General features: G+C 57.0%; 15 protein-coding genes and 2 tRNA genes. 1 reads left to right on the forward strand and 16 read right to left on the reverse strand.

Annotated elements, in window-relative coordinates; genetic code table 11:
- Positions 1-6: 6 nt before the first annotated feature.
- The 15 genes from pnp to rlmE form a co-directional block, all read right to left on the reverse strand.
- On the reverse strand, positions 7-2,112 hold the full coding sequence (gene pnp / locus J2X66_RS11040; protein ID WP_310264025.1) for a polyribonucleotide nucleotidyltransferase: 2,106 nt from the start codon (positions 2,110-2,112) through the stop codon (positions 7-9).
- A gap of 195 nt (positions 2,113-2,307) precedes the next feature.
- Positions 2,308-2,577 (reverse strand): 30S ribosomal protein S15, encoded by a 270-nt coding sequence (rpsO, locus tag J2X66_RS11045; RefSeq protein ID WP_003176135.1) that lies wholly within the window; start codon positions 2,575-2,577, stop codon positions 2,308-2,310.
- Positions 2,578-2,694: 117 nt separating this feature from the next.
- Positions 2,695-3,612 carry a tRNA pseudouridine(55) synthase TruB gene (gene truB / locus J2X66_RS11050; protein WP_310264027.1) on the reverse strand — a complete coding sequence of 306 codons (918 nt, stop codon included), beginning with the start codon at positions 3,610-3,612 and terminating at the stop codon, positions 2,695-2,697.
- Positions 3,613-3,615: 3 nt separating this feature from the next.
- Positions 3,616-4,017, reverse strand: coding sequence for a 30S ribosome-binding factor RbfA (gene rbfA / locus J2X66_RS11055; RefSeq protein WP_007942872.1), 402 nt, complete (start codon positions 4,015-4,017; stop codon positions 3,616-3,618).
- Between the two features lie 159 nt (positions 4,018-4,176).
- Positions 4,177-6,705 carry a translation initiation factor IF-2 gene (gene infB, locus J2X66_RS11060; RefSeq protein WP_027924463.1) on the reverse strand — a complete coding sequence of 843 codons (2,529 nt, stop codon included), beginning with the start codon at positions 6,703-6,705 and terminating at the stop codon, positions 4,177-4,179.
- A gap of 27 nt (positions 6,706-6,732) precedes the next feature.
- Positions 6,733-8,214 carry a transcription termination factor NusA gene (nusA, locus tag J2X66_RS11065; RefSeq protein WP_007900474.1) on the reverse strand — a complete coding sequence of 494 codons (1,482 nt, stop codon included), beginning with the start codon at positions 8,212-8,214 and terminating at the stop codon, positions 6,733-6,735.
- 47 nt (positions 8,215-8,261) lie between these two features.
- Complete coding sequence (rimP, locus tag J2X66_RS11070; protein ID WP_010463487.1) at positions 8,262-8,720, reverse strand: ribosome maturation factor RimP; 459 nt, start codon at positions 8,718-8,720, stop codon at positions 8,262-8,264.
- A 138-nt stretch (positions 8,721-8,858) separates the two neighbouring features.
- Positions 8,859-8,935, reverse strand: a tRNA-Met gene (locus tag J2X66_RS11075).
- A gap of 96 nt (positions 8,936-9,031) precedes the next feature.
- A tRNA-Leu gene (locus J2X66_RS11080) sits at positions 9,032-9,117 on the reverse strand.
- Between the two features lie 22 nt (positions 9,118-9,139).
- The gene (gene secG, locus J2X66_RS11085; protein ID WP_017336473.1) at positions 9,140-9,523 is read right to left on the reverse strand and encodes a preprotein translocase subunit SecG; all 384 of its coding nucleotides are present in this window, start codon (positions 9,521-9,523) and stop codon (positions 9,140-9,142) included.
- A gap of 4 nt (positions 9,524-9,527) precedes the next feature.
- Positions 9,528-10,283, reverse strand: coding sequence for a triose-phosphate isomerase (tpiA, locus tag J2X66_RS11090; protein WP_310264030.1), 756 nt, complete (start codon positions 10,281-10,283; stop codon positions 9,528-9,530).
- A 66-nt stretch (positions 10,284-10,349) separates the two neighbouring features.
- Positions 10,350-11,687: a phosphoglucosamine mutase gene (gene glmM, locus J2X66_RS11095; protein ID WP_310264032.1), complete on the reverse strand. Its 1,338-nt coding sequence runs from the start codon at positions 11,685-11,687 to the stop codon at positions 10,350-10,352.
- A 16-nt stretch (positions 11,688-11,703) separates the two neighbouring features.
- Positions 11,704-12,555, reverse strand: coding sequence for a dihydropteroate synthase (gene folP / locus J2X66_RS11100; protein WP_059181636.1), 852 nt, complete (start codon positions 12,553-12,555; stop codon positions 11,704-11,706).
- A gap of 8 nt (positions 12,556-12,563) precedes the next feature.
- Positions 12,564-14,474: an ATP-dependent zinc metalloprotease FtsH gene (gene ftsH / locus J2X66_RS11105; protein ID WP_032833566.1), complete on the reverse strand. Its 1,911-nt coding sequence runs from the start codon at positions 14,472-14,474 to the stop codon at positions 12,564-12,566.
- A 202-nt stretch (positions 14,475-14,676) separates the two neighbouring features.
- The gene (gene rlmE, locus J2X66_RS11110) at positions 14,677-15,306 is read right to left on the reverse strand and encodes a 23S rRNA (uridine(2552)-2'-O)-methyltransferase RlmE (protein ID WP_310264037.1); all 630 of its coding nucleotides are present in this window, start codon (positions 15,304-15,306) and stop codon (positions 14,677-14,679) included.
- 101 nt (positions 15,307-15,407) lie between these two features.
- On the opposite strand from rlmE, the gene J2X66_RS11115 reads away from it, so the two are divergent.
- Complete coding sequence (locus tag J2X66_RS11115; RefSeq protein ID WP_007942889.1) at positions 15,408-15,716, forward strand: YhbY family RNA-binding protein; 309 nt, start codon at positions 15,408-15,410, stop codon at positions 15,714-15,716.
- Between the two features lie 9 nt (positions 15,717-15,725).
- On the opposite strand, the gene J2X66_RS11120 is transcribed toward J2X66_RS11115, so the two are convergent.
- Positions 15,726-16,130, reverse strand: coding sequence for an MFS transporter (locus J2X66_RS11120; RefSeq protein WP_310264181.1), 405 nt, complete (start codon positions 16,128-16,130; stop codon positions 15,726-15,728).
- Positions 16,131-16,151: the final 21 nt, after the last annotated feature.

Consider the following 16,151-nt stretch of genomic DNA (forward strand, 5'->3'; position numbering starts at 1 on the left):
GAGTGATTAAACGCCCGAAGCCTTGGCTGCTGCTACGTCTTTGATGGACAGCTTGATACGGCCGCGGTTGTCCACGTCCAGTACCAGCACTTCCACTTCCTGACCTTCTTTCAGGATGTCGGTCACTTTCTCAACACGAGCGTCGCTCAACATGGAGATGTGAACCAGACCGTCCTTGCCAGGCAGGATGTTGACGAATGCACCGAAGTCGACGATGCGCTCAACCTTACCCACGTAGATCTTGCCGATTTCAGCTTCTGCGGTGATGCCCAGAACGCGCTGACGTGCTGCTTCAGCCGCTTCCTTGGTTTCGCCGAAGATCTTGATCGAGCCGTCGTCTTCGATGTCGATCGAAGCCTTGGTCTCTTCACAGATCGCACGAATGGTCGCGCCACCTTTACCGATGACATCACGGATTTTGTCGGTGTCGATTTTCATCGCGATCATGGTCGGAGCGTTTTCCGACAGTTCGGTACGCGACTGGCCAATGATCTGATTCATCTGACCGAGGATGTTCAGGCGCGCTTCCAGGGCTTGGCCCAGAGCGATCTCCATGATTTCTTCGGTGATGCCTTTGATCTTGATGTCCATCTGGAGCGCGGTAACACCTTTGGCGGTACCCGCTACTTTGAAGTCCATGTCGCCGAGGTGGTCTTCGTCACCCAGGATGTCGGTCAGGACGGCGAACTTCTCGCCTTCTTTAACCAGCCCCATGGCGATACCGGCAACCGGTGCCTTCATTGGAACGCCAGCGTCCATCAGGGCCAGGGAAGCGCCGCAGACCGAAGCCATGGAGCTCGAACCGTTGGACTCGGTGATTTCCGATACAACACGGATGGTGTAAGGGAACACGTCGGCAGCAGGCAGCATGGCCGCAATCGAACGACGGGCCAGACGGCCGTGACCGATTTCGCGACGACCAGCGCCACCCATGCGACCACACTCACCTACCGAGAACGGAGGGAAGTTGTAGTGCAGCATGAACGGGTCTTTTTTCTCGCCTTCCAGGGTGTCCAGCAGTTGTGCGTCACGGGCAGTGCCCAGAGTTGCAACAACCAGAGCCTGGGTCTCGCCACGGGTGAACAGAGCCGAACCGTGGGTCTTAGGCAGAACACCGACTTCGATGTTCAACGGACGTACGGTCTTGGTGTCGCGACCGTCGATACGTGGCTTGCCGTTTACGATGTTTTCGCGAACGGTGCGGTATTCGATTTCGCCGAATGCTGCTTTGACTTCGCTGGAAGAAGGCTGGCCTTCTTCACCGGACAGCTTGGCAACCACCTGGTCTTTCAGTTCGCCCAGACGAGCGTAACGATCGGCCTTGATAGTGATGGTGTAAGCCTGGGAGATCGCGTCGCCGAACTCGGCACGGATAGCGCCCAGCAGAGCGGTGGCTTCTGGCTGTGGAGCCCAGGCCCAGGTCGGCTTGGCAGCTTCAGCGGCCAGTTCTTTCACAGCTTGGATCACAACCTGGAACTCGTCGTGAGCAAACAGTACCGCGCCCAGCATCTGGTCTTCGGTCAGCTCTTTGGCTTCCGATTCAACCATCAACACGGCTTCCGAAGTACCGGCAACGACCATGTCCAGGCTCGAAGCTTTCTGTTGTTCGTAAGTCGGGTTCAGCAGGTAACCGGTGCTTTCGTGGAACGCAACGCGGGCAGCGCCGATCGGGCCATCGAAAGGAATGCCGGAGATGGCCAGGGCAGCCGAGGTACCGATCATCGCAGCGATGTCCGGATCGGTCTTCTTGCTGGTGGAAACGACGGTGCAGACAACCTGCACTTCGTTCATGAAGCCTTCTGGGAACAGCGGACGGATCGGACGGTCGATCAGTCGGGAAGTCAGGGTTTCTTTCTCGGAAGGGCGGCCTTCGCGCTTGAAGAAACCGCCAGGGATCTTACCGGCAGCGTAAGTCTTTTCCTGGTAGTGAACGGACAGAGGGAAGAAGCCCTTGCCTGGATCGGCTTGCTTGGCACCGACTACGGTCACCAATACGCTGACGTCGTCGTCAACGGTGACCAATACTGCGCCGGAGGCCTGACGGGCGATACGGCCAGTCTCGAGGGTAACGGTCGACTGACCGAACTGGAATTTTTTGATTACCGGGTTCACGGTGTCCTACCTTCTTTTGTGGCTCTTGGGGAACTTGTCTTCTTGCGAAATTCTTGGGCAATGTCGGGAATCGGCCCAACGCCTGTCCAGGGTAAAACGTGTGTCCAGATAAAACTTGAGGCTGGGAGCCTGCCATGCGCCAGCGGGAAACCCGCTGACGTACGACAGACAACCAACCTCTAGCGCAATCGCTTATTAGCGACGCAGACCCAGGCGACCGATCAGAGCCTGATAACGACCCAGATCCTTGCCTTTCAGGTAGTCCAGCAGCTTACGACGCTGGTTTACCATGCGGATCAGACCACGACGGGAGTGGTGATCTTTACCGTTGGCCTTGAAGTGACCTTGCAGCTTGTTGATGTTGTGGGTCAGCAGTGCAACTTGCACTTCTGGCGAACCAGTGTCACCAACAGCTTGCTGGTAGTCAGCTACGATTTGAGCTTTTTCTTGAACGTCGAGAGCCATGAGGCAATCCTTTTATCAGGAAACTGTTTCAAAGAAACAGCTTCAACAGGCCAGGGACAAATCCCTGTATCTAAAAATGAGTAGTGACCGTGCCTGTTGACAGCCACCCTCGTCCGGTCATTCTGACCGAATCAGTCGACGTGGCGCGATGCGCCCGTCTTCGCTCACTTCACCGATACCGATGAAGCGACCATTGTGATCCTGTACCCGTACCATGCCGAACTTCGGTGCATCCGGGGCTCGAACCGGCTGGCCGTTAAGCCAGTAGAACGAGCTGTGCTCCGAGAACTGCAACAGCGGCCAATCCAGCAGACCGCTGTCCGATGGCATCAGGAAGCGATCAACCGCTTCATTGCCGCCTTCGGCATGTACCGCTTCCAACTCTTCCAGCGTGACCGTCTGCGCCAGCGTGAAAGGCCCGGCCTGGGTACGTCGCAATTCAGCAACGTAAGCGCCACAACCGAGTTTCTCACCGATATCCTCCACCAGGGTGCGGATATAGGTGCCTTTGCTGCAATCCACTGCAAGCCGCGCAGTATCACCTTCGAAGGCCAGCAACTCCAAGCGCGCAATAGTAACAGAACGCGGTTCGCGCTCCACTACTTCGCCAGCACGGGCCAGCTTGTACAGCGGCTGCCCGTCACGCTTGAGCGCCGAGTACATCGGCGGTATCTGGCTGATTTGTCCGCGAAAACCGGGCAAAACAGCTTCGACATCGGCGCGACCAACGGTCACCGGGCGCTCCAGCAAAACTTCACCTTCGGCATCGGCCGTGGTGGTGGTTTTGCCCAATTGCGCCAGGGTTTCGTAACCCTTGTCGGAGTCGAGCAGGTACTGCGAGAACTTGGTCGCCTCACCGAAGCACAACGGCAACACGCCGGTGGCCAGCGGATCAAGACTGCCGGTGTGCCCGGCCTTCTCGGCGTTCAGCAACCAGCGAACCTTCTGCAACGCGGCATTGGAGGTGAACCCCAGCGGCTTGTCGAGCAGGATAATGCCGCTGACGTTACGACGGATACGTTTGACCTGAGCCACCGATTACTCCTTGGCGTCTTCGGGTTCAGCCGCTACAGGGTGCTGATTGTCTTCAGCCACCGCACGCTCGATCAGGGCCGACAGATGAGCGCCACGCACGACGCTTTCGTCGTAGTGGAAGTGCAACTGAGGAACGCTGCGCAACTTCATTTCGCGAGCCAACTGCATACGCAGGAAACCGGCGGCGGAGTTGAGCACCTTGATGCTTTGTGCGATGTCTTCGGCATTGTCCTGCCCCATCACGGTGATGAAGATCTTGGCGTGACCGACGTCACGGCTGACTTCAACAGCAGTAATGGTGACCAGGCCGACGCGCGGGTCTTTGACTTCACGACGGATCAACTGTGCCAGCTCACGCTGCATCTGATCGCCGATACGTTGGGTACGGCTGTATTCTTTTGCCATGTCTTGTTACCTGTTACTGCCCCACGGTGAAACCCGAGGGGTCTGAAAGCGGCAAACGCCCGGCCTGACAAAAGCCAGACCGGGCGTTGCGTTTAGAGTCCTGACGCGGTGCCGCGCATTTGCATGCGGCGGCTTGGCGTGGCCCTTGAAGTGCGCGAGTTAGAGGCTGCGAGCAACCTGAACCTTCTCGAAGACTTCGATCTTGTCACCGACTTTAACGTCGTTGTAGCTCTTCACGCCGATACCGCATTCCATGCCGGCACGTACTTCGGAAGCGTCATCCTTGAAGCGGCGCAGGGATTCCAGTTCGCCTTCGAAGATAACGATGTCTTCACGCAGTACACGGATTGGACGGTTACGGTGAACAACACCTTCGATAACCATGCAACCGGCGATCGCGCCAAACTTCGGCGAACGGAACACGTCACGCACTTCAGCGGTACCCAGGATGTTCTCGCGAACATCGCTGCCCAGCATACCGGTCAGGGCTTTCTTGACGTCTTCGATGATGTCGTAGATCACGTTGTAGTAACGCATATCCAGACCTTCCTGCTCGACGATCTTGCGAGCGCCGGCATCGGCACGCACGTTGAAGCCGAACAGTACAGCGTTGGAAGCCAGTGCCAGGTTGGCGTCAGACTCGGTGATACCACCGACACCGCCACCGACAACACGCACTTGCACTTCGTCGTTACCCAGTCCGTTCAAGGCACCGTTCAACGCTTCCAGCGAACCACGGACGTCGGATTTGAGGACGATGTTGAGCGTCTTCTTCTCTTCCTGACCCATGTTTTCGAAGATGTTTTCAAGCTTGCCGGCGTGAGCACGGGCCAGTTTGACTTCGCGGAACTTGCCTTGACGGAACAGAGCCACTTCACGGGCTTTCTTCTCGTCGGCAACCACGCTCATCTCGTCGCCAGCGTCCGGGGTACCGTCCAGGCCGAGAATCTCGACAGGGATGGAAGGACCGGCTTCCTTGATCGGCTTGCCGTTCTCGTCGAGCATGGCACGTACACGGCCATAGTTCGAACCAACCAGCACCATGTCGCCTTGGCGCAGGGTACCGTCTTGAACCAGAACGGTTGCAACCGGGCCACGACCTTTGTCGAGACGCGATTCAACCACAACGCCACGGCCTGGAGCCGACGGAGTTGCTTTCAATTCCAGCACTTCGGCTTGCAGCAGAACAGCTTCGAGCAACTCGTCCACGCCAGTACCGACTTTCGCCGAAACCGATACGAACGGGGTGTCGCCGCCCCACTCTTCCGAGGTCACGCCGTGAACCGACAGTTCGCTACGGATGCGATCGAGATCGGCGCCAGGCTTGTCGATTTTGTTCACTGCAACAACCAGCGGCACACCGGCAGCCTTGGCGTGCTGAACGGCTTCAACGGTCTGCGGCATAACGCCATCATCCGCTGCAACCACCAGGATCACGATGTCGGTCGCCTTGGCACCACGAGCACGCATTGCGGTAAACGCGGCGTGACCCGGGGTGTCGAGGAAGGTGACCATGCCGCGTTCGGTTTCAACGTGGTATGCACCGATGTGCTGGGTGATACCGCCGGCTTCGCCTGCAGCTACCTTGGCACGACGGATGTAGTCGAGCAGCGAGGTCTTACCGTGGTCAACGTGGCCCATGACGGTCACGACTGGTGCACGGGAGAACGCTTCACCTTCAAACTTCAGGGACTCGGCCAGGGAATCTTCCAGGGCTGTGTCGCTGACCAGGGTCACTTTGTGGCCCAGCTCTTCAGCAACCAGTTGGGCAGTTTCCTGATCCAGTACCTGGTTGATGGTCGCTGGAGTACCCAGTTTGAACATGAACTTGATGATTTCAGCAGCCTTGACCGACATCTGCTGGGCGAGATCGCCAACAGTGATGGTCTCGCCGATCTTCACTTCGCGCACAACAGGGCCGGTTGGGCTCTGGAAACCGTGGGCGTTGCGTTTCTTCAGCTTGGCCTTGCCGCGACCACCACGACGGAAGCCATCGCTTTCTTCGTCGGTAGTACGTGGCGCAACACGTGGAGCAGGCGCTTTCTCTTTGACCGAAGCACGATGCGGAGCGTTTTTGCGCTCGCCATCGCCACTGCCGCGACGATTGTTATCGTCGGCACGTGGTTTGTCCGGACGGCGCTGTTCGTTCTGCTTGTTGCGAACGTCAGCAGACGGTGCTGGTGCAGCGGCCACAACCGGCGCGCTTTCACGCACGGGTTCGGCAACTGCAGCAGGCGCTGCAACAGCGTCGGTCGTAGCGTTTTGCGCAGCAGCAGGCTGGCGACGCGCTTCTTCTTCGGCGCGACGCTTGGCTTCTTCTTCAGCCTTCTGACGGGCAGCGTTTTCTACTGCGCGACGTTCTTCCAGTTCGCGTTTGCGCTCGGCTTCGATTTCTTCCGGGCTGCGCTGTACGAAAACTTTCTTTTTGCGGACTTCAACGCTGATGCTTTTGCTGCCAGCAACACGCAGGGTGCTGGTGGTTTTACGCTGCAGCGTGATCTTGCGTGGTTCTTCCACTTTCGCCTTGTGACTGCTTTTCAAGTGAGTCAGCAACGATTGCTTCTCACTGTCAGTCACACTTTCTTCGGCGGCGGTGTGCGGCAGACCTGCCTCACGCATCTGCTGCAACAGGCGCTCTACCGGTGTTTTGACCTCATCGGCCAGTTGTTTCACCGTGACTTGCGTCATGCACTTCTCTCCTCAGGCCGCGCCTAATTACTCGAACCAGTGGGCTCGGGCGGCCATGATCAACTTGCCGGCACGATCATCGTCAATGCCGTCGATGTCGAGCAGGTCGTCAATAGACTGCTCGGCCAGGTCTTCGCGGGTAATTACGCCGCGCACCGCCAGTTCCATCGCCAAATCCTTGTCCATACCCTCAAGCGAGAGCAGGTCTTCGGCCGGATGGGCGTCTGCCAGCTTTTCCTCAGTAGCGATGGCTTTGGTCAACAAACGATCCTTGGCACGAGCGCGAAGCTCGTTGACGGTTTCTTCGTCAAAGCCGTCGATGTTGAGCATTTCTTCCAACGGTACGTAGGCAATCTCTTCCAGGCTGGTGAAGCCTTCATCTACCAGCACCTGTGCCAGGTCTTCGTCGACTTCCAGCTCGTCGATGAAGTTGCGCAGGATGTCGCCGGTTTCTGCTTGCTGCTTAGCCTGGATGTCCGATTCGGTCATCACGTTCAGGGTCCAGCCAGTCAATTGGCTAGCCAGACGCACGTTCTGACCACCACGACCGATGGCCTGAGCCAGATTGTCTGCGCCAACGGCGATGTCCATTGCATGGGCATCTTCGTCAACGATAATTGCTGCAACCTCTGCCGGGGACATGGCATTGATCACGAACTGAGCCGGGTTGTCGTCCCACAGGACGATGTCCACACGCTCACCGCCCAACTCACCCGACACTGCCTGGACGCGCGAACCGCGCATACCGATGCAAGCGCCCTGCGGGTCGATGCGTTTGTCCTTGGAGCGGACCGCGATCTTGGCGCGCGAACCCGGATCACGGGACGCAGCCATTACTTCGATCAGGCCTTCAGCGATTTCCGGCACTTCGATGCGGAACAACTCGATCAGCATTTCCGGCGCGGTACGCGACAGGATCAGCTGCGGGCCGCGGTTCTCGGTGCGGATTTCCTTGAGCAGCGCACGTAGACGCACGCCGACACGGAAGGTTTCGCGAGAGATGATGTCTTCACGAGCCAGCAACGCTTCAGCGTTGTTGCCCAGGTCGACGATCACGTTGTCGCGGGTCACTTTCTTCACGGTGCCGGAGATGATTTCCCCCAGGCGCTCGCGATAGGCGTCAACGACTTGAGCGCGCTCGGCTTCACGAACTTTCTGCACGATGACTTGCTTGGCAGTCTGTGCAGCGATACGGCCGAACTCGATGGATTCGATTTTTTCTTCGACTACATCGCCAACCTTGGCACCAGGATGCGTTTCGGCAACCTTGCTCGGCCAGGTTTCAATGGCCGGATCGTCCAGGTCTGCTTCTTCGACAACCGTCCAGCGACGGAATGTCTCGTAAGCACCGGTGTGGCGATTGATTTCCACACGCAGATCGACTTCGTCCTCAAAACGCTTTTTGGTAGCAGTGGCCAGGGCCAGCTCCAGCGCTTCAAAAATTACGTTTGCCGGTACGCCCTTTTCATTGGATACCGACTCAACAACCAGCAGTACTTCTTTGCTCATCGTACGCCTCGCCTTTCGCAAGCCATTGGATCCGCGGGATCCGCGTCTCAGTCAAAACTGGGAATAATGTTGGCCTTGTCGATCATATCGATCGGCAACAGGAACTCATGGTCTTCTACCTGCACCACGACGTCCTGCTCTTCTACACCGCGCAGAAGGCCCTGAAAGTTGCGTCGTCCTTCAAAAGGCGAGCGCAGCTTGATCTTCACTTGTTCACCGGCAAATTTTGCAAACTGCTCAATAGTGAACAGCGGGCGTTCCATGCCAGGCGAGGAAACTTCAAGGGTGTATTCAACGGCGATCGGATCTTCAACATCCAGGACACCGCTGATCTGACGGCTGACAATGGCGCAATCGTCCACCAGCACACCGCCCTCTTTATCGATATAAACGCGCAACATCGAGTGACGACCTTGAGCCGAAAACTCAATACCCCAGCATTCATAGCCCAGGGCCACGACCACCGGGGCCAACAAGGCCTGCAACTCTTCTAGCTTGCTCGACACCTGAACCCCCTCGTGCATGTATGTGCATGCTATGCAAAATAAAAAAATGGGCGAAACGCCCATCCTTGAAACGCCGTCGAACAGCGGCGTAGAAAGTATCCAGCTAACAAAAAGCCCCTGAAAAGGGGCTCCTTAAACTGGTTGCGGGGGCCGGATTTGAACCGACGACCTTCGGGTTATGAGCCCGACGAGCTACCAGACTGCTCCACCCCGCGACAAAGCTGGGGCGGAAGTATACGACCGATCCCTAACAGGGTCAATGTAACCTTCCACCTACAAGAAAGCCCGCAACAGCGGGCTCTCCTGATAATTGGTACCGAGAAGGGGACTCGAACCCCTACACCCTATGGGCACAACCACCTCAAGGTTGCGTGTCTACCAATTCCACCACCTCGGCAATACTACGTTTGAAACCCTTCTTACTTTTGCTCTTGAGCTGGAGGCACGTCAGTCGCTGGAGTAGCCGACTTTTGCTCTTGAAGCACCGGTACATCATCAGAAGCCGGTTGTTGCTTTGGAACTTCCAACACCGCTGGGTTTGGCAAACCTACTTGAGTCAGCTGGTGAGCTTTCTCTTTAGCAAAGTAACCTAACCCTAAGCTGGTTATGAAGAAACCTGCGGCAAGTATAGCAGTAAACTTACTAAGAAAGGTAGAGGAACCTTGGCTTCCGAACACAGTATTTGAAGCACCTGCTCCGAAAGACGCGCCAGCATCCGCACCTTTACCCTGCTGCAGCAATACGAGAGCAACTACGCCCAATGCACCCAGCAGATGAAAAACGACTACGACTGTTTCCAGCATTTTTTCAGTTTCCCGCGGCGCGACAGATCGCACCGAACTCATCTGCATTCAGGGAAGCCCCACCAATGAGACCCCCATCGATATCCGGCATGCCGAACAGTTCGACCGCATTGGCCGCCTTCACGCTGCCGCCGTATAGAAGCCGCACACCTTGCGCGACTTCAGAATTCTTTGCCGCCAACTGCGCGCGAATGGCTGCATGCACATCCTGCGCCTGTTGCGGCGAAGCAGTCAGCCCGGTGCCAATGGCCCAAACCGGCTCGTAAGCGATCACTGCTTTTGCAAATACACCGACACCCAGCTCATCGATGATGCTGTCCAGCTGAGCCGAGACAACTTCAATCGTTTTCCCGGCTTCGCGCTGCTCAAGGGTCTCCCCTATGCACAACACCGGGATCAAGCCAGATGCCTGTGCCGCTGCGAACTTGCGGATCAGCACTGCATCCTGCTCGCCCAATATCTGGCGGCGTTCGGAGTGCCCGACAAGTACCAGGGTACAACCTGCATCCACCAACTGACTCGGTGCAATTTCACCGGTCAATGCGCCTTGCATGGCTTCCACCGCAGAATTCTGCGCGCCGACCGAAATCGACTTGCCTTTCACGCCATCAATCACTTGATTGATGAACAAGCTAGGCGGGAATACCGCTACATCAACACCGCTCGGCAAGGCCAGATGACTAAGGCCGTCAATCAGCTCAGCGACGCTGGCGCGGGTACCGTGCATCTTCCAGTTACCAGCTACCATAGGGCGACGCATGCTGTACCTCGTCGGTCAAAGTGGGCGCAGATGTTACCCAACACAATCAAGGCTGGCAAGCCGAATTCAGGCAGAAACTTCAGTAACGAGTTTTGCCAGCTCTTCGGCATAACCGCGAACCTGCGTTTCGTCCTCGCCTTCGACCATGACACGCACCAACGGCTCTGTCCCGGACTTGCGCAACAGCACCCGACCACGACCGGCCATCACCTTGGTAACACGGTCGCTGGCTTCCTTGACCGCAGGATGATCGAGCGGACTCGCACCACCGCCAAAACGGACATTGATCAGCACCTGAGGGCACTTGCGCAGCGCTTGACGGGCCTGAGCCAGCCCTTCGGAGCGAGTCTTCAACGCCATCAACACCTGCAGTGCAGCAATGATCGCATCACCGGTCGTGGTGTGATTGAAGCAAACGATGTGCCCCGAGTTCTCACCGCCCACCAGCCAGTTACGCTCAAGCAAGTCAGCGATGACATAGCGATCGCCAACGTTGGCACGCACAAATGGAATAGACAGATCCGCCAGGGCCAACTCCAGCCCCAGATTACTCATCAACGTGCCGACCACACCGCCTTGCAGCTTGTCGCGCTCATGCAGATCGCGGGCGATGATGTAAAGCAGCTCGTCACCATCAACAATGGCGCCGGTGTGATCGACCATCAGGACACGATCACCGTCACCATCGAACGCGATACCCAGGTCGGCATGTTCAGCCAATACGGCAGCCTGCAATTGACCCATATGGGTAGAACCACAATTGTCATTGATGTTCAGACCGTTCGGCTGCGCGGACAGCACCACAACATCAGCACCCAACTCACGGAATACGCTTGGGGCAACCTTGTAGGTCGCACCGTGAGCGCAGTCGATCACGATCTTCAGGCCCGCGAAACTGGTGCCGGTCGGGACGCTGCTTTTGCAAAATTCGATGTAACGGCCAGAAGCGTCGTTGATGCGCGAGACTTTGCCGATCTTGCTCGACTCAACCACGGTCATCGGGGTGTCGAGCAACTCTTCAATCATCAGCTCGACTTCATCCGGCAGCTTGGTACCCTTTCCGGAGAAGAACTTGATGCCGTTGTCATCGTGAGGATTGTGCGAGGCACTGATCACGATACCGGCTTCAGCGTGAAAGGTACGCGTCAGGTAGGCGATCGCCGGGGTTGGCATCGGACCCAGAAGCATGACATCAGCACCTGCCGACGTCAGCCCGGCCTCGAGTGCAGATTCAAACATGTAGCCCGAGATCCGGGTGTCCTTGCCGACCAATACCTTGCAAGCGCCCATTTTTCGGAATGCCATACCCGCAGCCCAGCCGAGCTTGAGCATGAAGTCAGGAGTAATCGGGTATTCACCGACACGACCACGAATACCGTCGGTACCAAAGTATTTTTTGCTCATAAGTGCTCCATCATTCTTATTCGGCTGATTCCACCGCGGCGATCATCCGCACTACGTCCACTGTTTCAGCTACATCATGGACGCGCAATATACGCGCCCCGTTGGCTGAAGCCAGCGCTGCGAGTGCAAGACCACCATAAAGTCGCTCACCAACCGGCCGATTCAAGGCCTGGCCAATCATGCTCTTTCGCGAAACCCCGACCAACAGAGGCCGCCCCAAGGCATGCAAGGCTTCCATATGCTTAAACAAGCTTAGATTGTGCTGCAAGGTTTTCGCGAAACCAAAACCCGGATCAAGAATAATCCGCTCCGGCGGGATGCCCGCCAACGCGCACTGAGCCATTCGCTCAGCGAGAAAATCACCGACTTCCCTGGTGACGTCCTCGTAATGCGGATTGTCCTGCATGTCGCCCGGCTCACCGAGCATATGCATCAGACACACGGGCAATCCGGTGGCTGCGGCCGCATCCAGGGCACCGTCTCGACGCAGCGAGCGCACATCGTTGATCAACCCCGCCCCCAACCGCGCTGTCTCGCGCATGACCGCTGGAGTGGAGGTATCGACGGAAATGATCACATCCAGTTCGCGATGGATGCGCTCAACGATAGGCGCTACCCGCTCCAACTCCTCAAGCGGTGAAACCGCCCGGGCGCCTGGGCGGGTTGATTCGCCACCGACATCAATCAGTGTCGCACCCGCCAATACCATCGACTCGGCGTGGCGCAGGGCCGCATCGAGCTGGCTGTATCGGCCGCCGTCGGAAAAGGAATCAGGAGTGACATTGAGAATACCCATGACATGCGTCTGGGCCAAATCAAGAACCCGGTTGCCGCAAGGCAACCGGGTCGAGGACTGAACAGAAGTCATTTCAAACCTTATACGTCAGCAGCCGGACCGCCGATCGGTGTTTCCGGACGCTCGTCCTGCACCACCGGAGGTGTCCCGGAAGTACCGGTACCACCAGACCAGTCACGAGGTTCGCGAGGCGCACGACCGGCCATGATGTCATCGATCTGGTCAGCATCGATCGTCTCGTACTTCATCAGGGCATCCGCCATGGCATCAAGCTTGTCGCGGTTGTCCGTGAGGATCTGCTTGGCCGTGCCGTAGCACTGATCAATGATGCTGCGCACTTCAGAGTCGATCAGCTTGGCTGTCTCACCGGAGAAGCTCGCACTCTGACCGCCGCCGCCGCGACCGAGGAACACTTCGCCCTCTTCTTCGGCATACATCAAAGGACCAAGTTTTTCCGAGAGGCCCCACTTGGTCACCATGTTCCGCGCAATCTGGCTGGCACGCATGATGTCGTTGGACGCACCCGTGGTGACGCCATCGAAGCCCAAGGTCATTTCTTCAGCGATACGGCCACCGTACAGCGAGCAGATCTGGCTGATCAGTGCACGCTTGGACAGGCTGTAACGATCTTCTTCCGGCAGGAACATGGTCACACCCAGCGCACGACCGCGCGGAATGATCGAGACCTTGTAGACCGGATCATGCTCTGGCACGACGCGACCCACGATAGCGTGGCCGGCTTCGTGATAAGCGGTGTTCTGCTTTTCCTTCTCGGACATGACCATCGATTTGCGCTCGGCGCCCATCATGATCTTGTCTTTCGCCAGTTCGAACTCTTTCATTTCAACGATACGCTTGCCGGCACGCGCAGCAAACAAAGAAGCTTCGTTCACCAGGTTGGCCAGGTCAGCACCGGAGAAACCAGGCGTACCGCGAGCAATCACCGCCGGAGCAACGTCGTCGCCCATTGGCACTTTGCGCATGTGAACTTTAAGAATCTGTTCACGACCACGAATGTCTGGCAGACCGACCACAACCTGACGGTCAAAACGGCCTGGACGCAGCAACGCAGGGTCCAATACGTCCGGACGGTTGGTTGCAGCGATAACGATGATGCCGTCGTTCATTTCGAAGCCGTCCATCTCTACCAGTAACTGGTTGAGAGTCTGCTCGCGCTCATCGTGACCACCGCCCATGCCGGCGCCACGGTGGCGACCAACGGCGTCGATTTCATCGATGAAGATGATGCACGGCGCGTGCTTCTTGGCCTGTTCGAACATATCGCGAACACGGCTGGCACCGACACCGACGAACATTTCAACGAAATCGGAACCGGAGATAGTGAAGAACGGCACTTTTGCTTCGCCGGCAATCGCCTTGGCCAGCAAGGTTTTACCGGTACCCGGAGGACCGACCATCAGTACGCCGCGAGGAATACGACCACCCAGGCGCTGAAACTTGCCCGGATCACGAAGGAACTCGACCAGCTCGCCGACTTCTTCCTTGGCTTCGTCGCAACCGGCAACGTCAGCCAATGTGGTTTTCACCTGATCTTCGGAAAGCAGGCGCGCCTTGCTCTTACCGAAGCTCATCGGCCCGCCCTTGCCGCCTGCACCGCCCTGCATCTGCCGCATGAAGAACATGAATACAGCGATGATCACGAGGATCGGGAAGCTTGCGACCAGGAGTTGAGTCCAGATGCTTTGCTGTTCAGGCTGCTTGCCTTCGACCACGACGTGGTTGTCCACGAGGTCGCCGATCAGACCGTTGTCCTGGATAGCCGGACGAATGGTCTTGAAGCTGTCGCCATCGTTGCGTTTACCGGTAATCACGTAGCCGTCAACCGCTACGCGCTCGACCTTGCCATCCTTGACCTGCTGGATGAAGTCGGAATAGTTGAGGGTCTGCGGCTCGTTAGGACTGGAGAAGTTGTTCATCACCGTCACCAGGACAGCCGCGATGATCAACCACAGGATCAGATTCTTTGCCATATCGTTCAATTAACTACCCTCTGAAGCAAGCTCCGCTAATGGCGCGCGCTTCGCATGATATTCACCGGCCTAACTTACTACATTACCTACGACTCTGGCAGGCGCCGTCTGTAACCCTTTGTGAAACACTTTCTACACAATATTCGCTAATGCTCACGGGGCGAAATACGAAAAACCTATCGCCCCGCCAAAAAACCTCGTTTTACTCACTCCGCCCGCGGTAACCCCAAGCCAGCATGTATTGCTCGCGGGAACTGCCTCGAGACGAGTCTGGCTTGATCATCTGAATCTTGTCGAATTTCCGACGAGCATCCTTCAGGTAAACATCAAACCCTTCGCCTTGAAAAATCTTGATCACGAAATTACCACCCGGCTTGAGTATCCGTTCCGCCAAATCAAGCGCCAGCTCGCAAAGGAACATGGCTTTTGGCATGTCCACTTCAGGCGTACCACTCATATTGGGGGCCATATCGGAAATCACAAGGTCCACCTGCGAATTACCCACGGCTTCAAGGATCCGCGCGAGCACTTCGTCCTCGGTGAAGTCACCCTGGATGAAAGTCACGTCCGGAATGCTGTCCATCTCCAGAATGTCCGAGGCGATCAGACGCCCCTCACCACCGATCAGACGGCTAGTCACCTGCGACCACCCCCCGGGCGCTGCACCCAGGTCGACCACGCTCATGCCGGGACGGATCAGCTTGTATTTCTCCTGGACCTCCAGAAGTTTGTAACTCGCGCGCGAGCGGTAGCCATCCTTCTGCGCCTGCTTCACATAGGGATCGTTGACATGTCTTTTCAGCCAACCAAGGCTTGTCTTGGAACGCGCCATTGGGCACCTCGATGATAAGGGTCGTGATTAGTTGGGCGGATCCACGAGCCCTCGGGTAAAATGGCCGCCATTTTACAGAATCCAGACGAAAGGGTCAGATTATGCCGCTCACTCAAGAGCAGAAGAAACAGTACAAATCCATTGGCCACCATCTGAAACCAGTTTTGATTGTGGCTGACAACGGTTTGACTGAAGGTGTGTTAGCCGAACTTGAACGCGCTTTGGCGGATCACGAGCTGATTAAAATCAAGCTCAACATCCTTGATCGCGAATCGCGCCTGGCGTCCATTGCAGAACTCTGCAAGGTTGGCAAAGCGGATCTGGTTCAAGTCATCGGCAAGATGGCACTGATTTACCGCAAGAACTTCAGCGTCAACAAGCAGCTGTCGAACGTCCATCGCTTCAAGTGATGGCAAGGGTCAAGGGTGTGCTTCGCGCACCCTGCCACTCCATCCCGGCACCGGTTGCAACACCAGCACCAGCCCGGAAAACCCCAGAACCAGAAAGCTGAACACCTGCCAACGCAGCGCCTCCGGCCAACCAAAGCGCACCGCGAAAAACATCGCGCACGCGCACAGCGCCATCAGCAGCAGTTGCCCACGAATATCGCACCACAGACTGGAAAGGCCATCGGCCTGTACCAACACCAACGCCTGAAAAATCACACACGCTGCGGCAAATCCCACCACCAGCGCATTCAGCATGCCTGCAATTTCGTCGATCAGTAGCGGCGCCAGACCTATTTGGCCCAGCGCCGGCACCAGACCGATATGCAACAACCACAAGCCGCCGACCCACAACATCTGAGTCAGCTGCCAAACCATGGCGCCCGCGCGTAGCGGGCG

Source organism: Pseudomonas sp. 3296 (assembly GCF_031456615.1).
GTDB classification, from domain to species: domain Bacteria; phylum Pseudomonadota; class Gammaproteobacteria; order Pseudomonadales; family Pseudomonadaceae; genus Aquipseudomonas; species Aquipseudomonas mucoides.